At 63.5% G+C, this 16,142-nt stretch carries 17 protein-coding genes; 12 read left to right on the top strand and 5 right to left on the bottom strand.

Annotation, left to right across the window (positions count from 1 at the left end; genetic code table 11):
* The first annotated feature begins 172 nt into the window (after positions 1-172).
* Positions 173-871: a lipoprotein-releasing ABC transporter ATP-binding protein LolD gene (gene lolD / locus IWX85_RS11080; protein WP_036805392.1), complete on the top strand. Its 699-nt coding sequence runs from the start codon at positions 173-175 to the stop codon at positions 869-871.
* A 92-nt stretch (positions 872-963) separates the two neighbouring features.
* Here lolD and IWX85_RS11075 read toward each other — a convergent pair whose 3' ends face one another.
* Positions 964-1,458 (bottom strand): hypothetical protein, encoded by a 495-nt coding sequence (locus IWX85_RS11075; protein ID WP_036805388.1) that lies wholly within the window; start codon positions 1,456-1,458, stop codon positions 964-966.
* 318 nt (positions 1,459-1,776) lie between these two features.
* Here IWX85_RS11075 and IWX85_RS11070 point away from each other — a divergent pair, with 318 nt between their 5' ends.
* From IWX85_RS11070 to IWX85_RS11045, 6 genes are all read left to right on the top strand, one after another.
* Positions 1,777-2,052, top strand: a complete 276-nt coding sequence (locus IWX85_RS11070; protein ID WP_036805385.1) for a DnaJ domain-containing protein — start codon at positions 1,777-1,779, stop codon at positions 2,050-2,052.
* The gene (locus IWX85_RS11065; protein WP_370584263.1) at positions 2,049-2,639 is read left to right on the top strand and encodes a hypothetical protein; all 591 of its coding nucleotides are present in this window, start codon (positions 2,049-2,051) and stop codon (positions 2,637-2,639) included. The genes IWX85_RS11070 and IWX85_RS11065 overlap by 4 nt, the downstream gene beginning before the upstream one ends.
* Positions 2,640-2,674: 35 nt before the next feature.
* Complete coding sequence (locus tag IWX85_RS11060; RefSeq protein WP_036805380.1) at positions 2,675-3,424, top strand: hypothetical protein; 750 nt, start codon at positions 2,675-2,677, stop codon at positions 3,422-3,424.
* Between the two features lie 32 nt (positions 3,425-3,456).
* Entirely contained in the window at positions 3,457-4,776 is a 1,320-nt protein-coding gene (locus tag IWX85_RS11055) for a hypothetical protein (RefSeq protein ID WP_196869755.1), read from the top strand.
* A gap of 155 nt (positions 4,777-4,931) precedes the next feature.
* Positions 4,932-5,957, top strand: coding sequence for a patatin-like phospholipase family protein (locus IWX85_RS11050; protein WP_231379686.1), 1,026 nt, complete (start codon positions 4,932-4,934; stop codon positions 5,955-5,957).
* A 62-nt stretch (positions 5,958-6,019) separates the two neighbouring features.
* Positions 6,020-6,208, top strand: a complete 189-nt coding sequence (locus IWX85_RS11045) for a hypothetical protein (protein ID WP_036805363.1) — start codon at positions 6,020-6,022, stop codon at positions 6,206-6,208.
* A gap of 95 nt (positions 6,209-6,303) precedes the next feature.
* On the opposite strand, the gene IWX85_RS11040 is transcribed toward IWX85_RS11045, so the two are convergent.
* From IWX85_RS11040 to IWX85_RS11025, 4 genes are all read right to left on the bottom strand, one after another.
* Positions 6,304-7,356, bottom strand: a complete 1,053-nt coding sequence (locus IWX85_RS11040) for a VWA domain-containing protein (protein ID WP_036812389.1) — start codon at positions 7,354-7,356, stop codon at positions 6,304-6,306.
* A 31-nt stretch (positions 7,357-7,387) separates the two neighbouring features.
* Positions 7,388-8,380, bottom strand: coding sequence for a DUF58 domain-containing protein (locus IWX85_RS11035; RefSeq protein ID WP_196869754.1), 993 nt, complete (start codon positions 8,378-8,380; stop codon positions 7,388-7,390).
* Positions 8,381-8,616: 236 nt separating this feature from the next.
* Positions 8,617-9,639 (bottom strand): MoxR family ATPase, encoded by a 1,023-nt coding sequence (locus IWX85_RS11030; protein ID WP_036805359.1) that lies wholly within the window; start codon positions 9,637-9,639, stop codon positions 8,617-8,619.
* A 22-nt stretch (positions 9,640-9,661) separates the two neighbouring features.
* Positions 9,662-10,603, bottom strand: a complete 942-nt coding sequence (locus tag IWX85_RS11025) for a S1C family serine protease (RefSeq protein WP_036805357.1) — start codon at positions 10,601-10,603, stop codon at positions 9,662-9,664.
* Between the two features lie 274 nt (positions 10,604-10,877).
* Between IWX85_RS11025 and IWX85_RS11020 the strand changes: the two genes are divergently transcribed.
* From IWX85_RS11020 to IWX85_RS11000, 5 genes are all read left to right on the top strand, one after another.
* Entirely contained in the window at positions 10,878-11,726 is an 849-nt protein-coding gene (locus IWX85_RS11020) for a TatD family hydrolase (RefSeq protein ID WP_196869777.1), read from the top strand.
* A complete protein-coding gene (locus IWX85_RS11015; protein ID WP_196869753.1) occupies positions 11,720-12,274 on the top strand; it encodes a DNA-deoxyinosine glycosylase in 555 nt (184 codons plus the stop codon). Before IWX85_RS11020 ends, IWX85_RS11015 begins: the two co-directional genes overlap by 7 nt.
* Before the next feature lie 62 nt (positions 12,275-12,336).
* On the top strand, positions 12,337-13,398 hold the full coding sequence (locus tag IWX85_RS11010) for a hypothetical protein (RefSeq protein ID WP_036805354.1): 1,062 nt from the start codon (positions 12,337-12,339) through the stop codon (positions 13,396-13,398).
* 59 nt (positions 13,399-13,457) lie between these two features.
* A complete protein-coding gene (locus IWX85_RS11005; RefSeq protein ID WP_196869752.1) occupies positions 13,458-14,222 on the top strand; it encodes a spermidine synthase in 765 nt (254 codons plus the stop codon).
* A gap of 42 nt (positions 14,223-14,264) precedes the next feature.
* A complete protein-coding gene (locus IWX85_RS11000) occupies positions 14,265-16,067 on the top strand; it encodes a GspE/PulE family protein (RefSeq protein ID WP_196869751.1) in 1,803 nt (600 codons plus the stop codon).
* Positions 16,068-16,142: the final 75 nt, after the last annotated feature.

Raw genomic sequence — 16,142 nt, 5'->3', positions numbered from 1 at the left:
AACGGGGCAGGCGTGTGCCTTGCCTGAAGTTATGAAAGATGCTGCTCCTATGCTGACTGGTTCAAACAGTTCGACGATTTCCGAGGGCGCCACTTCGCAAAATATTGGGTCCGACTCCGATTTGCTCCCTCTCCCTTTGGGAGAGGGCAGGGGTGAGGGCCTCCCCGCATCCGTGCCCCAACAGCCCCGGGGCGAAGTCGTGCTGCGCGCCAGCGGCCTGACCAAGCGCTTCTCCGAAGGCCGGCTCGACGTGACGGTGCTGCAGGGCGTGGACCTGCAGGTGCATCGCGGCGAGACGCTGGCCATCGTCGGCACCTCGGGTTCGGGCAAAAGCACGCTGCTGCACCTGATGGGCGGGCTGGATGCGCCCACCAGCGGGCAGGTCGAACTGAAGGGCCAAGTCCTTTCCAGCCTGTCGCCTGCCCAGCAGGGCGAGCTGCGCAACCGGCACCTGGGGTTTGTCTATCAGTTCCACCATTTGCTGCCCGAATTCAGCGCGCTGGACAACGTCGCCATGCCGCTGTGGATTCGGCGCCAGGACCGCGCCCAAGCATCGGAAGTTGCCAGCCGGATGCTCGCCAGCGTCGGGTTGCAAGACCGTATCCACCATCGCCCGTCCGAGCTGTCAGGCGGCGAACGCCAGCGCGTCGCCATTGCCCGCGCTCTGGTGACGCAGCCGGCCTGCGTATTGGCCGATGAGCCCACCGGCAACCTCGACCGCTCGACTGCCGACGGCGTGTTTCAGCTGATGATCAAGCTCGCCCGCGAGCATGGCACGGCCTTTGTCATGGTGACGCATGACGAGGCGCTGGCGGCGCGCTGCGGGCGGCAGTTGCGGCTGGTGCTGGGAAAGTTGTCGGACGCGGGGTGAGTCTGAAAGTCTTCATGGCCGGCGCTGGCAAAAGCGAACGGCCATGAAAAAAGACAGGCCATGCCTGTCTTTTTCGAGAGTGCAAGAACCGCTTACTTGACGGTAGCAGCTTTCACATCAGCCTTGCCTTCGGCTTTCACGGCGGTAGTGGCCGATGCGGCATTGACCTTGTCAGCCTTGGCGTCAACCTTGACCTTGTCGGTCTTGGCGGTGGCATTGACGATGGCCTTGTCAGCTTTGGCATCGGCCTTGGCATCGACTTTTTCGGCCTTGGCTTGTGCCGCTACCTTGTCTTTGGGCTCGGCCTTGGCAACCTTGGCATGGGCTTTTGCCTTGGTGTCGGTGGACTCTGCGTGTGCTTCGGCCTTGACATTGCCAGATTTCACTTCGGCCTTTTCAACCTTGGCGTCAGCCTTGGCATCCACTTTGGCTTCAGATTTGACAGCCTTGGCCGTGGCTTGGTCAGCCTTGGCTTCTGCTTTCACGACAGCAGGCGTAGCGGGCGTAACCACGGGCGCGGCAGGTGCCTGGGCAAATGCACCCGATACAAACAGACCGGCGATCAGGGAAGCGAGTAACTTGTTCATGGTGAGCCTTTAGTTAAAGTCAATTGATGCAGCGTTTTTGTTGCATCTGGTCTGTTAACGAAGCGCATCCGGATGCAGTTGACTGGCTTTACATAACCTTTGCAATTCAAGCGCAGAGCGGTGCCATGGCTGGCAGGGGTCTGCTCACGGGTTTGACCTTTCTGAACCGCTGGCGTCCCGCCGCATTCCTGCTGTCATGCTGCGCCTCAAGCATAATCACCGGCTTCGCGCATTGCGGTGGAACCTTCAGCCGCAAGGTCATGGCAGCAGGCACCGCCAGTCCGCCGCTTCCAGTCCCAGGACGAAATCACCCCACGCATGACGGAACACTACACCACCCTTGGGCTCAGCAGCGCAGCGACGCTGGCCGACATCAAAAAGTCGTTTCGGCAGAAAGCGTCCTACTGGCATCCGGATAAAAATGCGGCACCGCATGCCGCCGCGCGCTTTCGGGCGGTGCAGCAGGCCTACGAAGTGCTGTCCGATCCCGACCGGCGCCAAGCCTACGACGACAACCGCCGGCGCAACCTGCTCGACAGTCCGCTGGAGACGGCGCAGGACATCTGGCACAACTATTTCAATTCCCTGCTGTGAAAACTACCCGCACCATGACTATTTCCCCGTTTTTTCGCAACCTGCGCTCGGCCTACCGCGCTGAAATGGACGACCTGACGTTTGACTCCGACGGGCGCGACGTGCTGCGCCAGCGGCTCGCCGAAAAGCGCAAGGAAATCGGCTTTCTGGTGCAAATGATGGAACTCAGCCCCGAAATGGTGGCGGTGGTTTTTCACCAGGGCCTGCGCTTCACCGAGCCTGCGGTGATGGAGCACTTGCTCAGCCATGAAGCCGATGAATTCCCCGAGTGGGCCAGCGTGTGCGGTGGCATCGAGCTGACGCCGTGGGCGCGCGACCTGTCTCAAATCATCCTGCAGGCACCGGCCGGCGAGTGGTTCATGACGCTGGCGGCGGGCCTGCATTACCTGGCGGACAAGTCGGACGCGGCATTCGCCGGGCAGGGCGGCGACGACTGTGACGAAGACAGTGACGGCGATGACGGCGACACCGATGAACAGGACGATTTCAACGACCACGAAAGCGACGAAGTGCGCGGTGACGCCCGTGACCGCGAAGAGGCTGGCGCCAGCTGGCTCGAAGGGCAGGGCTTTGAGCGCAAAGACTGACGCATCGACTTCCTGAAAAACACACCCTAACCCGTATGAACCACCTTGCCCTGATTGAAAAAACCCAGCAACTCATTGCCGCCGGCGACATCGTCGGCGCCGAGTCCGCGTTGGTCGAACTGGCCGATGCCGAAGGCGATGCTGCGCTGATGGTGGTGCTCGACATGCTGCCGCCCAAGGACATTCTGGCGGTGATCCGCGAGTACGACAACTCCAGGGAATCCATCGTCAACCTGCTGGTCACGCCCGAGCAGTTCGCGCGCGCCGTGGTGATTGAAAAGCAATACAAGGACCTGACGCGCACCCACCTGCGCGGCATGATGAACGCCATCATCTTCCGCGAGGATGCCGATCCGCTGGAATTCATCAATGCCATCGGCGACCTCGAAGGCGGCAGCGAGGCGCTGGCCGACTACTTCACCGAGAAATGGGACCGCATCGAGGCCTTTGCCTGCAACGGCAGCTTCGACGCGATGAAAGACACCGGCGAACTAATTTCCAAGGCCGACCTGCAGGCCAGAAGCTATGAACGCCCGCAGGTCGAGCAGGACGAGGTGGCCGACCACGACTGGATGGAACTGGCCTGGCTGCTGCGCTACCAGAACCCGGACCTGTTCATCGAGATGCTGACCGTGCTGCGGGCCAAGGCACGCGCCCATGACCTGGGGGCCGAGGACGACGAGTCGCTGGACGACGAGGACGATGGCAAGGTCGAGACCGGCGACACCGATAGGGGCCAGGCCACGCCGGCTGCACGCGACTCGGACGAGGAATCGGCCATCTGACGCGGGCGCCGTCAAAACAGCACGCCTTCACCATGACGATGAACCCTTCCGCTCCTGCTGCCCCAGCTTCCCCCGCGTCGGTTTCCCTCTACGATGCGCGTCCGTTCTTTGAAAAAGCGCTGCAGTTCGGCGTGCAAAACGGCATCCTCGACCCGCAAAAACTGGAGGCTATCCGTCTTGACGCGCCCAAGGGCATGGTGCAGATTGCGCGCTATTTCGGCAACGAGTTCCTGCGTCCGGATATTGAAAAGGCCAGGGACCGCATCGTCAACCTGGTGAGCCTGTCCCTCGAAAGCACCAGCGGCGGCGACCTGCGGCAGGCTGCCGAGTTGCTGCGCGACCATTCCTTCATGTCGCGCTCCAAGGCCGGATCGGACATGCTCCGCGCCCTGCTCGCGCTACCCGAAAGCACCGGTTTTCATGCCAGCCTGGACAGCGGCGCCGAGGCTGGTGGTCCGCCGAAAGGGCTGGCCGAGTGGTCGCTGAAAAGCCTGGCCGATTACCAGGCCGAGCTGGCCCGGCGCCAGCCCATTCAGCAGGAAAAAGACGCCGCTGTCTGGCTGGCCGAACAACTTGGCCTGGACATAGAGGCGCTGGAAGAGGCGCACACCCATGCCGAAGCGGTGATCCGCAGCGCCTTGCTGGCACTGGCCACCCGGCGCACTGAAATGCCCGACTGGGTCGAGTTTGAAAAGTTGGTGGCCGACCTGCGCAAGAAATACCAGGCCGCCAGGGCGCGCAGCGACGCCAAGACCCAAAAGGCCGCCAGCGCCCGGGCGCAGACGCTGTCCGTCACGATACCGCAGGACTTGCCCGATGAATTCCGGGACGTGGTGCAGGCCGTGCGCCAGTCCGTGCTGGGCGACCTGCCGCAAATCCTCGACAGCGCCCTGACCGCCCGGGCGCTGTTTGCCAATGACAGCGAACACCACCATGCGCCGCTGCTCGGCCGCTATTTCTGGGTGGAAGACATCGCCAGCGAGATGCACTACCACGAACAGTCGGTTTCCCTCGCCTGGGACAAGGTGACGGGCGGCAACTGCGACGACGGCTCGCTGCTGACCCTGCTGGTGTGTGTGGCGGCCGGTGCCGTACCCAAAACCGTCCTGACCGAAAAAGCCGCTGCCGCGCTGGTGCGCAAGATGCAAAAGCCAGGCACTGCGCCGGGTTTCAGTCCCGATCTGGCCACCCAGTACATTGCCTGCCATGCGCCTGCGCAGCACCAGGACGCGTACCTGCAACTCTGGGACGACTTTGTCGAAGAGGCCGGTGCCACGCTGCAAAGCGATTCGACCTATGCGCGCAAGGATGCGCTGGCGCTGCTGCGGCGCGAATGCCATGTCATCGCCTGAACCCGTGTGCGCAGCGCTGCCGGGTGCTTGCCTGTCCGACTTTCAGGACAATTCCTGACGCAGTGCCTCCCCGTCTGCAATGCTATGCTGCACTGCAACATAGTCGCACGCACCTGAACTTCGGGCGTATCGCGCAAGCACCGACAGGAGACACTTTGCTTTTTGGAAGACGCAGCCAGCAAACCATCAACCTGGCTCTGCAGGGCGGCGGCGCACACGGCGCCTTCACCTGGGGCGTTCTCGACCAGTTGCTGGAAGACGGCCGAACCGACTTCGAGGGGGTCAGCGGCACCAGCGCCGGCGCCATGAATGCGATCGTTTTGGCGCAGGGCCTGATGACCGGCGGCCGTGAGGGCGCACAATCCGCGCTGCAGGCGTTCTGGACCCAGGTGGCCGGCAGCCTGCCGTTTGAAATTGCCATGCCGTCCAAAAATGGCCAGGATGTCAGCCTGGTGCCGGCTTTCAAGATGATGTTGCAGTTTGCCCATTACTTTTCGCCGCACCAGCTCAATCCCTTCGATGTCAATCCGCTGCGCAAGATCTTGCTGGCGCAGGTTGATTTCGAACGTCTCCGACGCGAAAGTCCGGTCAAGCTCTACATTGCCGCGACCCACGCCAATTCAGGCAAGGTGCGGCTGTTCCGCACGCCAGAAATCAGCGCCGACGCGATTTTGGCCTCGGCCTGCCTGCCGCAGATGGCCCGCCCGGTCATGATTGAAGGCGAGCCCTACTGGGACGGAGGCTATGCGGCCAATCCGGCGGTTTATCCGCTGGTCTACGAATGCAAGAGCCGTGACATTCTGATGGTGCTGCTCACGCCGCTGAAATACAAGCACACGCCGCACAGCGTCCATGAAATCAAGGACCGGGTGCTTGAACTGGCGTTCAATTCAACCTTTTTGCGGGAAATGCGCATGTTTGCCCATGCGCGTGACTACGCCAGCGAATCGTTTTTTCCCATCGGACGGATGGAGCGGCGCCTGGTCCGCCTGAATTTCCATGTGATCGATGCGCCGGAGCAAATGAATGGGTTCAAGACCGAAACCAAGCTCGCGGCCAACATGGGATTTTTTGAACTGCTGAAAAATCTGGGGCGCCAGCGGGCCAAGGCCTGGCTGGAAGCGAATCACGGCGAGATTGGCAAGCATTCCACCGTCGATCTGGCCGAATTGTTCTATTGAAGGTGAAGGCCAGTGGATTGGCCAATGTGCAAAGAGTCCATTTTTTTAAAGGAGTGGCTGTCATGAAAAATCCGTTTATGAGCATGTTTCTCAGTGGCGCCAACAAGATCGCCGGATCGGCCCGGGCCCAGGCCACGGCCGCCGTCAAGCGCGAAGCGGCCAAGAACACCCGTCAGGCCACCAAGGCCTGGACGGATGCGCTGATGCCCAAGGCGGCAGCGCCCAAGAAGCGGAAATCGGCAAAAAAGTGAAATGCTATTGAAAACATAGCTGCTTTCGCACGCCAGTAATGCGCGAAAGGCTTATTTTTCGTAAAAACTGCCTGTTGAGCCCGGCTTGCAGGGTGTCAGAGGATTCGGTTGAACCAGAGCAGCGACAGGCTGGCCGACAGCAATCCCAGGAGGGCGGCGGCCAATGCCAGCAGCCCGGAAATCTCGGTTTCCTTTTTCTGCACCGTCAACCGGGAACTGAGCGTCTGGTAGACCTTTTTCAGGTCTCCAGCCGTGCCCGCATAGAAGTATTCGGCCTGGGTGGCGCGGGCAATGCCCTTGAGGGTTTCCTCGTCGAGCTTCACGCGCATCGACCAGCCTTCAAATCCGATGGTCTCGCCAACGACCGTGCCGACGCCCACGGTGTAGACCCGCACGCCCCGGTCTGCCGCTGCCTTGGCCGCGTCGAGCGAATCGACACCGGTGGTGCGCTGGCCATCGGTCAGCAGGATGATGGCGGCCGAGTTGTAGGAGCCTGGCGCGACCGGCGTGAACGGTTTCTTGCCGCTGGCGTCGTCCTTCCCGGCCTGGTCGAGCGACAGGCCGCGCTTGCGGTCCCGGCCGGTTTCAAGCGATTCCAGGTCAATGCCCGCGTCAGGAAACAATTCGGCGAGCGACACGATGATGCCGTTGCCGATGGCCGTTCCGCGCTGCAGCTGGAACTTGTCAATTGCCGCCGTCAGGTCCTCGCGGCTCAGGGTGGGCGGTTGTACCACGGCAGCGGTGCCGGCGAAGGCCACCACGCCGACCCGCACGCTGCGCGGCAGGTTGGCCAGGAAGGCCTTGGCGGCATTTTGCGACGCCACCAGCCGGTTGGGCTGCACGTCGGTTGCCCGCATGCTGCCTGACACGTCCATCGCCAGGATGATGGTTTCATTTTGCGACGGCAGCGTGACCACGGCGAACGGGCGCGACGACGCCACCAGCATGGCGGCCAGCGACAGCAGGAACAGCAATGGCGGGATGTGCCGGCGAAAGCCCTGGCCCTTTCCCATGGCTTCCCGCACGATGGACAGGCTGGCATAGCGCAGCGCCATTTTTTTCTTCCGGCCCAGCAGCCATAGGTAAACGGCGACCAGCAGCGGAAGGGCGAGCAGCAACCACAAAAACTGGGGCCAGAGAAAAGTCATGGGAAGTGTCATGGTGGTGTCTCCACGCAGTTCAGCCTGCACGGGCCAGATGAGCCGGCAGCCGGCCTGCCGCAGCATGGGCGCCGGACAGGCGACTGCGTTGTTTGCGCAGGTCGGTAAAACGCATGATGGCGCTGGCCAGGTCGTCGTCGGTCGAAAGTTCCAGCGTGTCCACGCCCGCATTCCCCAGCGCCTGGCGCAGGTCGGCTTCGCGCTGGGCGGCAATGCGCGCAAAGCGTTTGCGAAAGCCGGCATCATGGGTGTCGACCAGCAACTGTTCACCGGTTTCGGCGTCTGTGATCGGGATCAGGCCCAGGTCGGGCAGTTCCAGTTCCAGCGGGTCGAGCAGGCGCACTGCCACCACTTCATGTCGCTGGGCCAGTTGCCCCAGCGGCGCTTCCCAACCCGCTTCGGTGATGAAATCGGACACCACGAACACCGTGGAACGGCGGCGTATCAGGTTGGCCGCCGACGCCAGCAGTTCATGCAGGCGGGTCGGTCCCCCGCTGGGCGCTTCCGGCCGCGAGCGCAGGGTGTGCAGCAGGTGCAGCACATGAGGGCGGCCGCTGCGCGCCGGCAGCGCGGCATCAACGCCCGAACCGTAAAGCAGGGCGCCGACGCGGTTGCCATGGCGCGTCAAAAGGCGCGCCAGCACGGCCACGAAGTCGGTCAGCACATGGCGTTTGCGCTGATCGCTGGAGCCGAAATCCATCGACGGGCTCAGGTCAAGCAAAAACCAGACGCTCATCTCGCGGTCCTCGGTGAACACGCGCACATGCGGCTGCTGCAACCGGGCGGTGACATTCCAGTCGATATGGCGCACATCGTCGTGGAACTGGTATTCGCGCAGGTCGGCCAAGTCCATGCCGGTGCCGCGCAGCAGCGTGCGGTAGTCGCCCTGCAGCAGCCCGTCGAGCCGGCGCAGCACCGTCCACTCCAGCCGGCGCAAAAGATGGTCAGCGCTTTCGGCCGGCGCAGGGACTGGCGCCACCGGCAGCTTCGAAGCCAATGACAGCCTAACCATGAGCGTCTTCCGAGGTATTCTTCAACAGCTGCGCAGGATCAATGCATTTTCCAGAATGCCCAAGCCCCGGCCACGGAACCGGCTTTGCCGGGCCGTAGGCGGGATGGCCCCCACGGGGGGCAGCGACCCGCGAAGCGGCGGAGCGTGGGGGCCAGTTCCAGTGGCTTTGCCGGGCCGCAGGCGGGGCGGCCCCCCCGGGGGGCAGCGACCCGCGCAGCGGCGGAGCGTGGGGGCTCTCAAGCCGCGAGTTTTTCATGCGCAAGCGGCTTGGCGGGTTGCGGGATTCTGGCCATGATCTTGTCCACGATCCGGTCGGCGGAAAAGCCTTCCGACAGCGCTTCATACGACAGCACCAGGCGGTGGCGCAGCACGTCGGGAATCAGGTCGGCCATGTCTTCCGGCAGGGCATAGCTTCGGCCGCGCAGCAGGGCCAAGGCTCTAGCGCCTTCGGTCAGGTTGATGGTGGCGCGCGGGCTGGCGCCATAGGTGATGAAACGGGCCAGCTCCTCCAGGCCATGCTTGCCAGGGTTGCGTGTGGCCGACACCAGCCGCACCGCGTACTGGACCAGCGACGGATCGACATAGACGCGCCGGCACTCGGCCTGCAGCGCTGCCAGCTGCAGGGTAGTCGCCACGGCCGACACCGCCACCGCCGGGCCGGTGACGCGCTGGACGATGACGAACTCTTCCTCGTCGCTCGGGTAGTCCACCATCACCTTCATCATGAAGCGGTCCACCTGCGCCTCGGGCAGCGGGTAGGTGCCTTCGGTCTCGATGGGGTTTTGCGTGGCCATGACCAGGAATGGCGCGGGAACCTTGTGGGTGATGCCGGCAATCGTCACCTGCCGCTCCTGCATCACCTCCAGCAGGGCGCTCTGCACCTTGGCCGGGGCGCGGTTGATCTCGTCGGCCAGCAGCAGGTTGGTGAACACCGGGCCCAGCGAGGTGCTGAAATCGCCGGTCTTCTGGTTGTAGATGCGCGTGCCCACCAGGTCGGCCGGCACCAGGTCGGGGGTGAACTGGATGCGCTTGAACTGGCCGTGAATGGTTTCGGCCAGCGTCTTGATCGTCAGGGTCTTGGCCAGGCCCGGGACGCCTTCGACCAGCAAATGTCCCTGCGCCAGGATGGCGACCATAACGCGTTCCAGAAACCGGTCCTGCCCGACCACCACGCGCTTGACCTCGTAGAGGATCTGCTCCATCAGTTGCGCGGTGTCGTGGCCGGCAGCGGCCGAATGCTCGAAACTGTTTGAATCCATGAAAAAAGCCTTTCAAAACCCGTCAAAAAGGAGTCATGCCGGCGGCCGAGGCGGCATTTTCAATCGGCACCGCAAAACCGATGCCGACAAAAGAGCGCTGCCCGTTGGGGTTGTAGATGGCCGTCACGATGCCGATCACCTCGCCTTCCATGGTGACCAGCGGGCCGCCCGAGTTGCCGGGATTGGCGGCGGCATCGAACTGGATCAGGTTGGTGATGGCCTGATCACCCTCGGGCGAACGAAAGGTGCGCTTGAGTCCCGAGATGACGCCGCTGGACGCCGACGGGCCAATGCCAAACGGATAACCCACGGCGACCACGCCGTCACCCGGCGCCAGGTCCGTCGTCGAGCGCAGCGTGGCCGCCATCAGGTCGTCGGGAATCTTGTGCGCCTGCAGCACCGCCAGGTCGTTCTCGGGTTGCACGCCGGTGATGCTGGCGGTGGACTCCAGCCCGTCGGCAAAGGTGAGCTTGATGATTTGGGCACCCTGCACAACATGCAGGTTGGTCAGGATGATGCCCTTGTCCGTGATGACGACGCCGGTGCCAACGCTGCGGTCGGTGTGCTCGTCGCCGTCCTTGTCCTTGGTTGGCTTGCCCAGCCCGGTCACGCGTACCACCGACGGAATGATGGCCTCGTAGGCCTTCACCGCTGGAGAGGGAAGCACGGTCGTTTCCAGGGTTTTCAGCACGGCGGCGTTGATGTCCTTCTGGGTCAGCTTGCGGACGCCAGGCTGCATCGAGGAAATCAGGCTGATCGCCAGCAGTAGCGCCAGCAGCCCGACCACCGACCACAGCAGGTGAATGTTGTGGGCGGACAGATGCCGCATGAGGCGCGCGGTGCTGGAGACGGGCTGCTCGGGCCGTTTGACTTCCAGCGGCGCAGGCTCGGCGCCATCGGTGCCCACTGGCCCCGGCGCGGGACGCTGGCGTTGGGAGCTACTGTAGAGGGCATGCCTGCGCATCCGTTCACCTGTGAGGTTGTGTCAAAAACCGGCGGACAAGAAATGCACCGTATCATGATTTCTGCTTTGATGCACATGCTGAACGCCACGCCAAGGGCTTGTTGAAACAACCGCTTTCGGTTTGTTTCAACTGGTCTCATGAAGTGCCGGCTTGCGCGGCAGCGCCATCACGCATGCGGCATTTCATCTTGAAAAAGCTGCACCAGTGCTGGTTTCATTTGTATGTCAACATGCCAGACCAGGCCAACCCCTTTTGCTTGACGCCACCCCCTTCATGACCTTCTGGATCGACACCCATTGCCATCTTGACGCCGCCGAGTTTTCAGCCGACCTGGGCGACGTGCGCGCGCGCGCTTCAGCCCAAGGAGTGGCGCATTGCATCTTGCCGGCCGTGGCGGTGGGCAACTTCGAGGCGGTCCGGCTGCTGGCGCATCGTTTTTCCGACAGCTATGCGCTGGGCATTCACCCGCTGTGCGTGCCCGGTGCGCAGGAGGCCGACCTGCAGACGCTGGATGCGGAGTTAAGCCTTCGCCGTGACGACCCACGCCTGGTGGCGGTGGGTGAAATCGGACTGGATTATTTCGAGCCTGCGCTCAAGCAAAGCCTGATGCGCGAACGCCAGGAATTTTTCTACCGCGAGCAGCTCAAGCTGGCGCGCCAGCACGGCCTGCCGGTCATGCTGCATGTTCGGCGCTCGGCCGACAAGCTGCTCAAGCACCTGCGCGAGCTCAAGCCCGGGGGCGGCTGGCGCGGCATTGGCCACGCCTTCAACGGCAGCGAGCAGCAGGCAAATGAATTCATCAAGCTGGGGCTGAAGCTCGGCTTTGGTGGCAATGTGACCTTTGACTCGGCGCTGCAAATCCGGCGCCTGGCCAGCCGCTTGCCGCTGGAGGCGCTGGTGATGGAAACCGATTCGCCCGACATTCCGCCGCACTGGCGCTACCGCACCGCAGCGCAGCGGGAGGACGGGCAGGGCCAGGGGCGCAACGAGCCGGCCGAACTGCCACGCATTGCCGGCGTGCTGGCGCAGCTTCGCGGCTTGACGCCTGAGGCGCTGGCCCGGGCCACCACGGCCAATGCGCTGCAGGCTTTTCCCAAGCTCCAGGGGTTGATGCCGTGCTGACCGGCCTGGCGCCGCTGGTCTCTGGCAACACCCGATTGCTGATCTTGGGCAGCTTTCCCGGTGTGGCCTCGCTGGCCGCGCAGCAATACTACGGCCATCCGCAAAACCGGTTCTGGAAAATTTTGCAAGCCATTTGGCCCTCTTGCGCAATGCCCACCGGCACTAATAGCTATAAAATACGTAGCGAATGGTTGCTCGACAGGGGGCTGGGCCTGTGGGACGTGTATGCCGCCTGCGAGCGCGAAGGCAGCCTGGACAGCCGCATCCGCAAGCCGCAGGTGAATGATTTTTCGCCGTTGCTCTGCTGGTGTCCGGACCTGCAGGCGATCGCGCACAACGGTGGTGAGAGCTTCAGGCAGGCGCAGCATGTCAGCGCTGCGCTGACAACCGTGGCATCTCCTCTGGCCAAGCAGGGGCCGCAGGACCGGCTTTGCCGGACTGCCGGCGCAGCGGCCCCCTCGGGGGGCAGCGCACTACACGAAGTGAAAAGCGTGGGGGTACTATTTCACAAACTCCCGTCCACCAGCCCGGCCAACGCGTCCTGGTAGTTTGAACGCAAGCTCGCTGCCTGGCGCGAGGTTTTTGAAGCACATGGATTGACTGACAAGCAATGAGCAAACTTCCGTTTCCCTCGACCACCGAGGACGTTTTCAAGGCCTGGGCGCTGGAGCGTGCCACCCAGCGCAAGGGCGGCCTGTCGCCACGCTCGCTGGCGTCCTACCATTCACTCTGGACCGGCTGGACCGAGTATTTGATGACGCACGGCCCGCTGGCCTGGAACGAGGCCAAGTCAATCGACGTGCGTGCCTACCTCGAAGCGCTGAGCCCGCGCGGGCAGGCGCGCGGCATGCTGCATGTCAGCACCGTGACGCAGCGCCGCTACTACCGCGTGCTGAAAAAGATCTATGCCTTTGCCCAGGCGCAGGACTGGGTGGCCGACAACCCGGTCGATGCCGGCGCGTCGGTGTCGCCCACCGAGCAGATGGATTCGCTGGTGTTCCATGCGCTTGACTGGGACGCGCTGCTGCAGGCTGTGGCGCCGCCCATCGACCCGCCGCCGCAGGACCAGCCCTGGCTGGAAGTGCGCGACCAGGCCATCCTGCGCCTGATGATGCAGGCAGCCCTGACGGTGGCCGAACTGGCCGGGCTGGACATCGGCGACGTGCAGCATCCCCGGCTGGGTTCTGCCCGGGGCGTGGCCGAACTCTGGCCGACCGGTGACACCGCACCCGGCGGGGAGGCGTCGGCGGTCATGCTCGACCTGAGCGGCGCCCGAAAGGCGCAGGACCGGCGTGTCACCTTGCCGGGGGAAGCCAGCGCGGCCGTGCTGGCCTGGCTCACGGTGCGCGCCACGCTGCCGCTGCCGCAGGACGCCGGCACGCCGCTGTTCGTGTCGCGCAAGAAGGCCGGCCGGCTGACGCCGCGCGCGCTGTTCCACCTGGCCAACCGCCATGTGAGCAGCACGCTGGGGCCGCGCTACCCCGACACCGTTCTGGCGCATGCCGGGCCGATGACGCTGCGCAACTCATGCATCGTGCGCTGGCTCGATGCCGGCCTGCACGACGACGACATCCTGGCCCGCGCCGGTCTGCGTGAAGCCCAGGCCTTGCTGCGCCTGCGCAAGCATGTGCATGCCGCCGCTGCAGCCGATGCTGGCGCGCTGCAGGCATGAGGTAAAAATGGGGTTTGCGCCTGTGGCGTATCCCTTGAAAAAATTCCTGATCGCTATCCATGTCATCCAAAGAAAATCCAAATGCCCGGGTCCTGCCCGAAGTCAACTTTTCCGACTTCGGCGACGTGCGCTTCCTGCACCTGGGGACCGAATGGGTGCAGGGTTCGATGCTGAAGGACGCGCCCTACGACATCGAACTGGAGTATGTGCAGCGGATGATGGCCGGCCTGCTGTTCCTGGACGCCGAATCGGTGGCGAAGAAGCATGCGATGCAGCTCGGGCTGGGGTCGGCTGCGCTGACCAAGTTCTGCCACAAGAAGCTGCGCATGAAAACCACCGCCATCGAGATCAACCCGCAGGTGGTCACCGCCTGCAGGCTCTGGTTCAAGCTGCCGCGCGATGATTCAAGGCTGCAGGTCATCGAGGCCGATGCCGCCGACGAAATCAAAAAGCCGGCGCACCGGGGCACGGTCGATTTGCTGCATGTGGACCTGTATGACCATGAAGCGGCCGCGCCGGTGCTTGACGATGCCGATTTTTATGCCAACTGCCGTGAACTGTTGACAGACAGCGGCGTGATGACGGTCAACCTGTTCGGCCGCGATTCGAGCTACGAACAGTCGCTGGTCAAGATGGCCGAGGCCTTCGGCCCGGAGTCGATCTGGGCCTTCCGGCCGACGCGCGAGGGCAACACCGTGGTTCTGGCCCAGTTCGAGCCGACGCGGCCTGAACGCGAGGAGTTGCTGCAGCGCGCCGGCACCATCGAGTCGCGCTGGGACCTGCCGGCCAGAAAATGGCTGCGGCTGTTCAAGCCGGTGCTGTGAATTTCAATTTTTTCCAACAACCCTTGTGGTGAAGAGTCATTCATGCGTGCTGTGCACCCCCCCATACCACCCCTGAATCCGGGCTTTGGAAGGCTGCATGCCGGGCCTTTGGACTGGCGCAAGCTGGTCGAATGGCTGGGCGAAGATGGCCTCATCAGTGCCGCCGACGCGCAGCGCACCATCGCCCGCTGCGCGCAGGTGCAAAGCGCCCAGCATCCGATCGTCCGGCTGGCCAGCATTGGCATGACGCGGGTGCCAGACGGCAAGCCGCTGGACGCGGACGCGATCAGCGAGTGGCTGGCCGGACGTGCCGGGCTGCAATACCTTCGCATCGACCCGCTCAAGGTCGATGTCGGCAAGGTGGCCGACTCCATGTCGGCGGTCTATGCCGAGCGCCACAAGGTGCTGCCGGTGCAGGTCACGGCGCAGGAACTGGTGATTGCCACGTCCGACCCATTCGTCACCGAATGGGTACCCGAGGTCGAGCGCCAGTCCCGGCGCAGCGTGCGCCTGGTGCTGGCCAATCCGCTGGAAATAGCCAAGTTCACGGCCGAATTCTTTGCGCTGGCCAAATCGGTCAAGGCCGCGCTCAAGTCAAACAGCGGCTCGGGTTCGGCCAGTTTCGAGCAACTGGTCGAGCTGAACAAGACCAGCCGCCAGCTCGACGCCAACGACCAGGGCGTGGTGCAGGTGGTGGACTGGCTCTGGCAATACGCCTTTGACCAGCGCGCCAGCGACATCCATCTGGAGCCGCGCCGCGAGCAGGGCGTGATCCGCTTTCGCATCGACGGCATTTTGCATCCGGTGTACCAGCTGCCGATGGGCGTGCACAACGCCATGACGGCGCGCATCAAGCTGCTGGGCCGGATGGACGTGGTTGAAAAGCGCCGGCCGCAGGATGGCCGCATCAAGACCCGCAACCCGCGCGGCGACGAGGTGGAAATGCGCCTGTCCACGCTGCCCACGGCCTTTGGCGAAAAGATGGTGATGCGCATTTTTGACCCCGACACGACGGTCAAGAACCTCGATGCGCTGGGCTTTTCGGCGCATGACGCCGAGCGCTGGGAGCAGCTGGTCAAAAAGCCCCACGGCATCATTCTGGTCACCGGTCCGACCGGTTCGGGCAAGACCACCACGCTGTATTCAACGCTGAAAAGGCTGGCGACCGAGGAGGTCAACATCAACACGATTGAAGACCCGATCGAGATGATCGAGCCGGCCTTCAACCAGACCCAGGTCCAGCCGATGCTCAACTTCGGTTTTTCCGAAGGCCTGCGCTCGCTGATGCGCCAGGACCCGGACATCATCATGGTCGGTGAAATTCGTGACCTGCCCACCGCCGAAATGGCGGTGCAGGCTGCGCTCACCGGCCACCTGGTCTTTAGCACGCTGCACACCAACGATGCGCCCTCGGCGGTCTCGCGCCTGATGGAACTCGGCGTGCCGAATTACCTGATCAGCGCCACGCTGCTCGGCGTGCTGGCCCAGCGGCTGGTGCGCACGCTGTGCAGCCAGTGCCGCCAGCCCGATGAAGAGGCCCGGCGCGAAACGCTGGCCGAACTGGTCAAGCCGTGGCAGGTCACCGGCAGCTACCGGCCCTACAAGCCGGTGGGCTGTGTCGACTGCCGCATGACCGGGTTCCGGGGGCGGATGGGGCTGTACGAGTTGCTGACCGTGAGCGAAGCCTTCAAGGAAAAAGTCTCCCGGGAGCCGAGCATTGACGCGCTGCGCCGCCAGGCCATCAGCGAAGGCATGCGGCCGCTGCGGCTGGCCGGTGCGCTGAAAGTTGCCGAAGGGTTTACCACGATCGAGGAAATCCTCGCCACCACGCCGCCCCTGTCCTGATATCGCCAATCCGGAAATCGGACCGTATTCGGAATTCTTGACTCTGGATGAACTGCTAGGGGTATCCCCGATGTA

The organism is Polaromonas sp. CG_9.11 (genome assembly GCF_015752225.1).
Taxonomy (GTDB): domain Bacteria; phylum Pseudomonadota; class Gammaproteobacteria; order Burkholderiales; family Burkholderiaceae_C; genus Polaromonas.
This window is presented reverse-complemented; position numbering and strand designations above follow the sequence as displayed.

What these genes read in the sequence shown, in the direction of transcription:
- IWX85_RS11075 (WP_036805388.1), bottom strand. Translation starts at nt 1,458, where the DNA reads ATGAACAAGTTACTCGCTTCCCTGATCGCCGGTCTGTTTGTATCGGGT.
- IWX85_RS11070 (WP_036805385.1), top strand. Translation starts at nt 1,777, where the DNA reads ATGACGGAACACTACACCACCCTTGGGCTCAGCAGCGCAGCGACGCTG.
- IWX85_RS11060 (WP_036805380.1), top strand. Translation starts at nt 2,675, where the DNA reads ATGAACCACCTTGCCCTGATTGAAAAAACCCAGCAACTCATTGCCGCC.
- IWX85_RS11055 (WP_196869755.1), top strand. Translation starts at nt 3,457, where the DNA reads ATGACGATGAACCCTTCCGCTCCTGCTGCCCCAGCTTCCCCCGCGTCG.
- IWX85_RS11045 (WP_036805363.1), top strand. Translation starts at nt 6,020, where the DNA reads ATGAAAAATCCGTTTATGAGCATGTTTCTCAGTGGCGCCAACAAGATC.
- IWX85_RS11040 (WP_036812389.1), bottom strand. Translation starts at nt 7,356, where the DNA reads ATGACTTTTCTCTGGCCCCAGTTTTTGTGGTTGCTGCTCGCCCTTCCG.
- IWX85_RS11035 (WP_196869754.1), bottom strand. Translation starts at nt 8,380, where the DNA reads ATGGTTAGGCTGTCATTGGCTTCGAAGCTGCCGGTGGCGCCAGTCCCT.
- IWX85_RS11030 (WP_036805359.1), bottom strand. Translation starts at nt 9,639, where the DNA reads ATGGATTCAAACAGTTTCGAGCATTCGGCCGCTGCCGGCCACGACACC.
- IWX85_RS11025 (WP_036805357.1), bottom strand. Translation starts at nt 10,603, where the DNA reads ATGCGCAGGCATGCCCTCTACAGTAGCTCCCAACGCCAGCGTCCCGCG.
- IWX85_RS11020 (WP_196869777.1), top strand. Translation starts at nt 10,878, where the DNA reads ATGACCTTCTGGATCGACACCCATTGCCATCTTGACGCCGCCGAGTTT.
- IWX85_RS11010 (WP_036805354.1), top strand. Translation starts at nt 12,337, where the DNA reads ATGAGCAAACTTCCGTTTCCCTCGACCACCGAGGACGTTTTCAAGGCC.
- IWX85_RS11005 (WP_196869752.1), top strand. Translation starts at nt 13,458, where the DNA reads ATGTCATCCAAAGAAAATCCAAATGCCCGGGTCCTGCCCGAAGTCAAC.
- IWX85_RS11000 (WP_196869751.1), top strand. Translation starts at nt 14,265, where the DNA reads ATGCGTGCTGTGCACCCCCCCATACCACCCCTGAATCCGGGCTTTGGA.